Annotated in this window: 5 protein-coding genes; all 5 read right to left on the bottom strand. The window is 33.7% G+C overall.

Annotated features, from left to right (window positions below; genetic code table 11):
• Nucleotides 1-28: 28 nt before the first annotated feature.
• Nucleotides 29-1,165, bottom strand: a complete 1,137-nt coding sequence (locus FPG59_RS13025) for an aspartate aminotransferase family protein (RefSeq protein WP_086455020.1) — start codon at nucleotides 1,163-1,165, stop codon at nucleotides 29-31.
• 82 nt (nucleotides 1,166-1,247) lie between these two features.
• The gene (argC, locus tag FPG59_RS13020) at nucleotides 1,248-2,225 is read right to left on the bottom strand and encodes an N-acetyl-gamma-glutamyl-phosphate reductase (RefSeq protein WP_086455019.1); all 978 of its coding nucleotides are present in this window, start codon (nucleotides 2,223-2,225) and stop codon (nucleotides 1,248-1,250) included.
• A 222-nt stretch (nucleotides 2,226-2,447) separates the two neighbouring features.
• Nucleotides 2,448-3,641, bottom strand: a complete 1,194-nt coding sequence (locus FPG59_RS13015; RefSeq protein ID WP_086455022.1) for an argininosuccinate synthase — start codon at nucleotides 3,639-3,641, stop codon at nucleotides 2,448-2,450.
• Nucleotides 3,642-3,764: 123 nt separating this feature from the next.
• The gene (locus tag FPG59_RS13010; protein ID WP_086455018.1) at nucleotides 3,765-4,382 is read right to left on the bottom strand and encodes a GNAT family N-acetyltransferase; all 618 of its coding nucleotides are present in this window, start codon (nucleotides 4,380-4,382) and stop codon (nucleotides 3,765-3,767) included.
• A gap of 456 nt (nucleotides 4,383-4,838) precedes the next feature.
• On the bottom strand, nucleotides 4,839-5,995 hold a 1,157-nt coding region (locus tag FPG59_RS13005), incomplete at its 5' end, for a hypothetical protein (protein WP_369596819.1).

Here is a 5,995-nt window from a genome sequence, read left to right as displayed (position 1 = left end):
GTACTATTACAAATAGTATTACTTTATACTATTTTATCTCGACTAAAGCTTCTTGTAAGGCTTTTATAAACAAGTCGATTGCTGGTTTTGTTATTGTTAAAGGAGGTAAAATTCGCAGTAAGTTTTTGTTGTTTGCATTTCCAGTAAAAATATGTTTGTGGATAATCATTTTTTTACGAAGTGAACTTACGTCAAAATCAAATTCTACTCCCAACATCAATCCTCTTCCTTTAACTTGAATTACTTCTGGGATTTGTTTGATAGCTTCTAGAAAATAGGCATAAACGTCATTTACATTATCCATTAATTGTTGCTTTTCCATGACATCCAAAACTGCAATTCCGGCTGCACAAGCTAGATGGTTTCCTCCAAAAGTAGTTCCTAATAATCCGTAACTAGCTGTGAATTTTGGAGAAATCATAATCCCACCTATAGGAAAACCATTCCCCATTCCCTTTGCCAAGCAAATTATATCGGCTTTGATATCATGATGTTGATGTGCAAAAAACTTTCCGCTTCTTCCGTATCCGGATTGTACTTCGTCTAAAATTAAAACAACATCATGAGTTGCGCATATTTTTTCTAAATCCTGAAAAAATTCTGTGGTACCTTGGTCTAAGCCTCCCACTCCTTGAATACCCTCTATTATTACCGAAGAGACATCGCCTTTTTTGAGTTCGTTTTCAACCAATTCAATATTGTTTAATGGTAAAAAAGTAACTATTTGTTGTGCATTGATTGGCGCCACAATTTTTTTATTGTCAGTGACTGCTACTGCTGCCGAAGTCCTACCATGAAAGGAATTCTCAAAAGCAATTACTCGCGATTTATGGTTGTGAAACGAGGCCAATTTCAAAGCGTTTTCATTGGCTTCAGCTCCAGAACTACACAAGAATAAAGTGTAGTCCTCTAATCCTGAAAGTTTCCCTAACTTTTGGGCTAATTCAACTTGCAGTGGATTCTGAATAGCATTTGAATAGAAACTGATGTTGTCTAATTGTTTTTTTAAGGCTGTGACATAATCTGGTTGGGTGTGTCCAATGGAAATTACGCCATGACCGCCGTATAAATCTAAATATTCCACTCCGTTTTCGTCAGTAATAGTGTAATCTAGCGCTTTTACTGGAGTGATGCTGTATAATGGGTAAACGTCAAATAAGTTCATTTTCTTTTTTTGTTTAAATGGTTTAAAGTTTAAAGTTTCAAGTTACGAGTGCAACCTTAAATTTTAAACTTGAAACAAATTTTTAAAATCCGGATGGTTTCAAATGCAATCCTGTGGTTTCATCTAATCCAAACATTAAATTCATGTTTTGTATGGCTTGTCCTGAAGCTCCTTTTGTTAAATTATCGATTACAGAAGTTATCAATAACCGGTTTCCTTTTTTCATTAAACTAATAATGCATTTATTTGTTTGCACCACTTGTTTCATGTTGATTCCTGTAGTAGTAACCGTTACAAAAGGTTGGTCTTGGTAATAAGTCTCATATTTTGCTACTAAATCTTCCAGACTATCTTCGATTGTTGTGTATAATGTGGCGAATATTCCTCTGGCAAAATCACCTCTGTTGGGTACAAAAATCAATTCGTTTGCGTAACCCGCTTGTAATTGTTGGATACTTTGGTTTATTTCCCCTAGATGTTGGTGTTCAAAAGCTTTGTAATGCGACATATTGTTTGATCTCCAGCTAAAATGTGTCGTTTCTGAAGGGGTAACTCCGGCTCCTGTGCTTCCTGTTGTGGCATTGATATGAACATCGGTTGTGAGTATTCCGGCTTTCGCCAAAGGTAATAATGCCAACTGAATTGCTGTTGCAAAACAACCTGGATTAGCTATAAATTGAGCGTTTTTAATGGCTGCTTTGTTCAATTCAGGTAAGCCATAAACAAAGGATTTGTTATCGAAATCTTTGTCTTTTGTCAATCTGAAATCATTTCCTAAATCGATGATTTTGGTATGACTTGCAAATTGATTTTGTTCTAAAATTGATTTTGATTTTCCATGACCTAAACACAAGAAAACCACATTCACATTTGGATTCACGGTATCGGTAAAATTCATTTCAATATCACCAAGTAAATCGTGGTGCGCCACAGAAAGTGGCTTTCCAGCATTTGTTGTGCTGAAAACAAAATCAATGGTTGCGTGAGGATGAAACATTAGAATTCTAATTAATTCTCCTGCTGTATATCCTGAACCACCTATTATACCGATAGTAATCATAATTTTTATTTTTTCGAATTATTTTTTTTGGCGCAGATTTAACTGATTTTCAATGATTTGATATTGCATTTTTTTATGTTTCAAAAAAAGCACTATTTTTCTCTCTAGCCCCGATTGTAGTGGAAATCCTTTTCCTTTTTTTAAAGGAAAAGATTGCAGCGTAAAGCGGGACGATGTTTCTGGAAATGCAAAATATTTCTGCTCCTTAAAAAACGCTACTTATTATTCGTAAGTTTCCTTATTTACTGATGAAAATATGTTTTGAGCATTTCCAAGAATTTTGATAAATCCTTTGGCATCATCAGAGGTCCATGCATTGTTCATTTCTCCGTATTGTCCAAAACTAGTATTCATTAAATCATTTTCAGATTCGATTCCGTCCAGCGAAAAATGATAGGGTTTTAGTGTAACGGTCACTTTTCCGTTGACAGTATGTTGGGTGTCTTGCAAAAAAGTTTCGATATTTCTCATCACAGGGTCAAGAAATTGTCCTTCATGAAACAGCATTCCGTACCAGTTGCCTAACTGTTCTTTCCAGTATTGCTGCCATTTTCCAAGTGTGTGTTTCTCTAATAAATGATGCGCTTTGATGATGATTAAAGGTGCGGCAGCTTCAAAACCTACTCTTCCTTTAATCCCAATAATGGTGTCACCTACGTGAATGTCTCTGCCAATTGCGTAGGCATTAGCCAGTTTTTCAAGAGTAACTATATTAGCTGATGGTTTGTCTTTTATACCATTTACAGCAATTAATTCCCCTTTTGAAAATTCTAATGTTACTTTTTCTGCGCCCTCTTTTACCAATTGAGATGGATAAGCTTCGCTAGGAAGTGCTTGATGTGATGTTAAAGTTTCTTTTCCGCCCACACTTGTTCCCCACAATCCTTTGTTAATGGAATATTGTGCTTTTTCCCAAGAATATGAAACTCCGTTTTTTGCTAAATAATCTACTTCTTCCTGTCTTGATAATTTCAAATCTCGAATAGGAGTGATGATTTCAATTTCGGGTGCAATGGTTTGGAAAATTAAATCAAAACGAATTTGGTCATTACCAGCGCCAGTACTTCCGTGTGCAATAGCACTTGCACCAACAGATTTTGCATATTTAATGGCTTCTATGGCTTGAAAAACACGTTCAGCACTTACAGAAAGTGGATAAGTGTTGTTTTTTAATACATTTCCAAAAATTAAATACTTGATGGCCTTATCATAATATTTATCTACAATGGTAAGATTGGTGTGTTTTGCACTTCCAAGTTCATACGCTCTTGTTGTTATACTTTCTAGCTCTTCAGCAGTAAATCCACCAGTATCTACAAGGACTGTGTGAACTTCAAATCCTTTTTCGTTTTTTAAATATTTCAGGCAGTAGGAAGTATCAAGACCTCCACTATATGCTAATACTACTTTTTTCATTTTTTTCATTTTTTTTCTTCCCCCAGCCCTCCGAAGGAGAGGGTGCCAATACTGGCAAAAGGGAATGTTCTTTTATGTAATTTTTTTTCTATGTCTTGGCTCACGTCCCTTCAAGTAGGGGGTTTATTTATCTAAAAATACCGCTTGTTTTATTTTCTTCAAACGGTTCCAAATCCGGACATTGAAAGGATGTTTTGGTGGGTCTTTTGGTTTTTCATTTGGATCATATAGCATGCCTGTACACAAGCACATTTTGTTGTCTTTGCTTTTCAAAATTTCATAATTAGTGCAGGTTTGACAACCTTTCCAAAAGCTTGGATCATTGGTAAGCTCTGAAAAAGGAACTGGCTTATATCCCAAATCAGAATTTATTTTCATTACTGCTAAGCCTGTTGTAATCCCAAAAACTTTTGCTTCAGGATATTTTTTTAGCGAGTAATCAAACACAAACGACTTTATTTTTTTTGCCAAACCAAGATTTCTGTAATCAGGATGAACGATCAAGCCAGAATGTGCTACAAACTGGCCATGTTGCCAACTCTCGATATAACAAAAACCTGCAAATTTCCCGTTGTCTAGTGCAATAACGGCGTCTTGAGTCTCCATTTTTTTCTGGATATACTCAGGCGTTCTTTTAGCAATACCAGTACCTCTTAAAAGTGCTGATAATTCTATTGTTTCACATATTTCTTGCGCATATTTGTAGTGCTCTTCCTGAGTTGTGACAATGGAAATGTTCATTTCAAAAGTAGAATTTGGATGTTATAAAATGATTTTTGATTAAAAGCTAAAATGAATTTTAGGCAATATGAATTTGCACTAAAATCTAAAGAATAGATGTAGTATTTTGATTTACAATAAAATACAGTAAAAACTATAAAAAATAAAGGATATAATAATCCAATAGAGTTTGATAATGTCAAAACAAAAAAAATGAAAGTATGAATAAATGAGAAACAGCTCTAGGAAACTATAGTTATAGTGTCCGTACTTCGGGTGAAGCGGTTAGCATGTTTGTCCGTGACAAAGAAGTTATATGTACGATTGTATTATTCACAGCTGCAAAAGTACATTTTTTTTTGAATTTCAACTATTTAATTTTTATTTGTAACAAATTATGTAACTATTGTGTTATTTTAAAAAAAAAAACTCCTAGAACGTAGTGCTCTAGGAGTTTTAATGAAAGATTTATAAAGGTTAGTTTCTAAATCTATTTTGAGTAATAATGTTTTTAATTTTTGCTTTTAGATCTTGACCAGTATCATAAATCATTTGTTCGCTGTTAGGAAACATAACAGGTTTTCTGTCAAAATACGCAAAATAGTTATCGTCCGAGGCGCGTCTGTCTCCATTACATGTAGCATAAATATTTTCAAAAACAAACTCGCTTGTCAAAGGAAATGTTTGAATTAGTTGATTGGTTCTTAGATTAACGTAATCTATTTTAGCTGTAACTTGCGAAGATTTAAATTGTCTGAATTCATAAATTCTGGCGGTTACCGTTTTTAAATCGTCAACCATTACTACTTTTCCTTTTTCATCTAGAACCTCTTTACCATTAGCATCAATTAGTTTTTTTACACCGTCTTTTATCACTCGTTCTTTAACAAATTCGCGTTCTTTAACTTGTTCTGGTGAAATAAAAATATCTCTAAAATTGATGACCATTCCATAATCATAAACAATACCTTTTTGTTTGTTGTTGTGATAAACTGTCCAAGCATCATTTAATCCAAAAGTGCTAAAATCTAACAAATCATTTTGCAAACGTGCTGGGATGATCATGTTTGTCTCATTTTTTGTAGTAACCGAAACAAAATCACAGCCTTTAAATTTTGCTTCATCCATTAATTTTAAAACGTCTTTATAGTTTGGATTGATCTGGTTGAGATAATTCAAGTCATTAAATGCTTTTCTAAAATTCATTTTATCATTAGACACCATTAATTTCTTTGTATTTACGTATAAATAAGCGGCTAGTGCATTTTTACTACTTACAATTTTATCACTATAATCATCAAAGGGAAAGATGGCATTTCTACCTTCGTTTAACAATTTTAAAGGTAAAATGGGTTTTATATTTTCTTGTCTTTGATTTAATTGTACATAGGTGTTATAAATTTTTTCTAGCTGAGCAGGATTATTTTCTTTAGTCCACAAGTTAATATAGTTGAGATCTCTATCTTTAGCTTTGGCGAAAGCCTCTTCCAGGAGATAAACGTAATCTTGTTTTCCTTTTTTATCCTTGTTACTTCTTAAACTTGAAATAGCATTATCTATTGCTTGATCATAATTACCTGAGCTTAATGCATTTTGGGTTTGCTTTACTCCACAGGAGGAAATAAAAATAAATA

This window comes from Flavobacterium sp. FPG59 (genome assembly GCF_002150205.1).
In the GTDB taxonomy this organism is placed as follows: domain Bacteria; phylum Bacteroidota; class Bacteroidia; order Flavobacteriales; family Flavobacteriaceae; genus Flavobacterium.
The sequence above is the reverse complement of the archived record's forward strand: the minus strand, read 5'-3'. Positions and strand labels throughout refer to the sequence as shown.

What these genes read in the sequence shown, in the direction of transcription:
- FPG59_RS13010 (WP_086455018.1), bottom strand. Translation starts at nt 4,382, where the DNA reads ATGAACATTTCCATTGTCACAACTCAGGAAGAGCACTACAAATATGCG.
- FPG59_RS13015 (WP_086455022.1), bottom strand. Translation starts at nt 3,641, where the DNA reads ATGAAAAAAGTAGTATTAGCATATAGTGGAGGTCTTGATACTTCCTAC.
- argC (WP_086455019.1), bottom strand. Translation starts at nt 2,225, where the DNA reads ATGATTACTATCGGTATAATAGGTGGTTCAGGATATACAGCAGGAGAA.
- FPG59_RS13025 (WP_086455020.1), bottom strand. Translation starts at nt 1,165, where the DNA reads ATGAACTTATTTGACGTTTACCCATTATACAGCATCACTCCAGTAAAA.